The sequence below is a fragment of the Vibrio sp. 1F279 genome, assembly GCF_041439815.1.
GTDB classification, from domain to species: domain Bacteria; phylum Pseudomonadota; class Gammaproteobacteria; order Enterobacterales; family Vibrionaceae; genus Vibrio; species Vibrio tasmaniensis_A.
The window spans coordinates 1-3,498 of sequence record NZ_JBGOOU010000096.1; the positions used below are offsets into that span (position 1 = coordinate 1).

Consider the following 3,498-nt stretch of genomic DNA (forward strand, 5'->3'; position numbering starts at 1 on the left):
AAAGTTATTGGTTAATCAATTTAGTCAGCTTTGGCTCTCTTTGTTATCAGCTCTTGTCGACAAAGCTAACTGCTTCCAATTGCAAAAGACATCATTGGGACTCGCCATGAGTCGCGATCACAGAGTCGCGACGACATGCTGACTCAGAGTTGGACAGAAGTGTTTTAGAGTAGTCGCACTAAGGCGCTCTTGTCCCAAAGCATGGCGGCATAACACGTCTCTGCACAGAAGCTTGTTAATGCCTTTGCTAAGTTAGCGAGTCATGAATAAATGCAAGTGTAAAAGTCCCTTAACTCATTGCATTGTATTGATTGGAAAGGTCAGATACTGGGTGCTCCCAATTGATGAACAATTCCAAATCATCGCAGGGAGCAACCGTAATACCCTTAAATTATGTATGAAGAGGTGCTAACTGATAGCTCTGGCTAAGAACAGCTAAAAGCACTGTTCTTAGTTGAATTACTTGAAGTAATAAGAAAACACGAGTTCGAGGGTATCAACATCACCTGCTAAATGATGCCATTGTAGATCTGACTTAATTTGACCAAAGTCCAATACATTCACGCCGACGCCTATGTTGGGGTGAACATTATCCTCCACCTCGAAATCTTCCGCGTGGTTCGAACTTGCATCAAGATAACCTAAGCCCAAACTGAAGTACGGGGCGAATTTATCGCCCCAAAGCTGCGTAACTCGATAAACAAAGTTAAAGCTGTAATGTTGGTAATCGACCGTCATATCATTATATTGCGTATGTTCTGCTTTCAAATCGACACTATTTAGCCAACGATAAGTAAACTGGATACTCGCGTTATTATCAAATTGGTACCCTAAGCTACTTCCGAAAGAAAACTGACTGTTACTTTCCTGACTCCACGCGTTGTGGTCAGTATCTGGCTCTAACCATGAAATCCCAGGATTAGCTGTTACATATATTCCGTTATTCTCTTCTGCAGAATGAGCGAAAGGAGAAACACTTAACAATAGTGGGACGACCACTTTAACGGCAAGTGACTTTTGATGTCTAAACAGTGCGAGTATCGTCAATAGCAGCGTGCTTAAGAACCCTATAGAACCACCACTGCTGGTTCCCGCGATAACCTTCCCCCCATAAGGAACACCGGCTTGAATATGAAGATTAACGGTAGCAGGGTAACTATGTCTTGATCCAATATCTGTAACATCATATTCAAAGCTATCATCGCCTATAAAACCAGGTTCAGGAGTGTAAATAAATTCACCACTCTCCTTAAGTGTTACCGACCCATGCATTGGTTGTTTATAGATTCGAGCAGTTAAACCAGCATAAAAAGGATCTTGTGTATTCGCATCATCTGTATCGTTAAACAATACACCTGGTGCAACAATGGTATCAATACTGTCTGCGTAAAGTGAGTAGCTATCATTATTCGCAATTGGCGCTGCATTGTTAGGGATAAGGGTCCAACCAGTGGAGAGAATTGTTATTGATACTTTTGCTTGGCTAGTATTGATTGAATAATAAAATTCATCATTGCCATAATAGTCAGCATCAGGTTGATACTCAAAACTGCCGTCTGCATTCAATGTGACACTTCCATACAAAGCATCTTGGTCTAATGTAGCGGCTGCTGAATTTTCATTGGTATCATTTTTAAGCACTCCATCTTGGCTAGATACAATCAACTTAGTATCTTGATCAACCTCATAGCTATCTGGGTGAGCATAAAGAGATTCATGTTTTTCGAATGCGCCAATGTCGATACTCAACCCCTGTGGGCGGGTTTGCTTGAGGTAATCTGATGTGATTGAGCTTCCATCGGCATATAGCGCTTTAGCGTCGTCGCCTTTATCAACAAGCGCTATTGAAAGCGTGTTTGGAACGAAACAATTAGTTGTAACGCACCCTGCAAGTGACAGGCCAGTATTAGGGGTGTCATCGACACCAGGTGTCGAAATAAAGTTATTGTTGTTCTCTGATAATGGGTAAATAGTTGTATCGTCCCAATCAGTTGGATAAATTGCAGAGCCAACATTATTTGCACCATCGATTATAACGAGTAGATTGTTATTGGCTATAAGCTGAGCACTATTGATTAACTCTATATGGGTCGCTTTGTAAGTAGCGGGGTCTACATTTTTAGTAATAGTCGGGTAATACAGCGTACTATTGGTTAGCGTCAATTTTCCTTTATTGACATAGATTGGCCAACCTCTATTAGCATCCCTTCCATCAAATAAAGTATTTATAATTTGTGCATCAGCTTCATTAAATCTAAAAGTAGAATTAAATAAGCCTTTAAATATACTATCTTTGATGACTGCCGTTGTGCTGCTGCCTGAACTATCTTGACTAACTTGAATAACATGACTGGCTGTGCTTTCAACCAATGGTCCATTAGATTCAAAAGCCGTATTTTCAATAAAAACATCACTATTAAAAATAAGGGTGGGTGCTGATCTTGGACCAAGATTTTCGAATATAAATGAATCTTTTATTGTAACAGAGCCATCTTGAGTAGACATGATGGATGCCTCTCCTTGCCTAGGCACTATCTTATATAGGATAACGTTATTGAGTGTTACATTAGCGTTATCGGAAAAGATAAAACCTGACATGTGTTCTGCCCACACATTTTCAATGGTGACATCGATGGTGCGCCCTGCGGTATTTCGAGGATTAATGTCAAATAAAAGACCAGATGATCTTAGAACCAGATTGTTAGGATCATCCGGATAACCAGTATTAAATGAGCCAGTATCAGAAACCCAGCGTTGATGGTCATTAATGTGGACATAATCATCGCCTAATCCTCGAATGATAATATCATCAGTAATTGTCATTCGGTTGTCGGTTTGACCTGAAGGGACTTCACCCAAATTAGGCGAGATAGGTGCTTGTGCATTATATGAAGCCGGTATTTCGATAGTATCTAAACCAGGATTAGCATTGGCCTTTTCGATGAAATCTCGAAGTGAGCCCATGCCTTGATCACTACTTGTTGTTACCGTATAAGTGGCAGATTGTACGCTCAAAGAGCTAAAAAGTAGTCCAAATAAAATTATTGACTTTGGAGTCATATTACCATCCTTGATATCCATGAAAAAACTAAGCCCAGATTTTTTTAAGTTACTTGTAACCAACAACTTAGCTCATATATAAGAATATCACAACTCTCCCTAAGTAATGACTTTTGGAGATGTGTATACTTGGGTGCGGACGGGAGTTTTTTCAAAGTAATGTGTTTGCTTTACACATTAGCTAGTTCTATTACGATCTAGATGGGTTCTAGAACGTTTTGGGGCATTTTCGAGCAAGAAAATGCCACGGGTAAAAATTCAGCCTGTGAAGGCTTTGGATAAAAGAGTGATAGAGACGTTACTTCTACAGTCTTATCCGAGATTAAGAAAAGTAACTTGAAACCTTAAAGGCTGGCGTTTTTCTGTTTAAGTGAGCTGATAAGATGTATCCGCCCCATGAACCCACGGGGCGACTTGTCAGTGTTTGAAGTTCCAAGG

Annotated in this window: 1 protein-coding gene; it reads right to left on the bottom strand. The window is 40.2% G+C overall.

All coding sequences use genetic code 11. The annotated features are described in order from the left end of the window. Positions 1–459: 459 nt before the first annotated feature. The gene (locus ACED60_RS25415) at positions 460–3,060 is read right to left on the bottom strand and encodes an Ig-like domain-containing protein (protein ID WP_137002155.1); all 2,601 of its coding nucleotides are present in this window, start codon (positions 3,058–3,060) and stop codon (positions 460–462) included. Between the last annotated feature and the right edge of the window lie 438 nt (positions 3,061–3,498).

Bases quoted from the DNA above. Each gene is read 5' to 3' on its own strand.
- ACED60_RS25415 (WP_137002155.1), bottom strand. From the start codon at position 3,060: ATGACTCCAAAGTCAATAATTTTATTTGGACTACTTTTTAGCTCTTTG.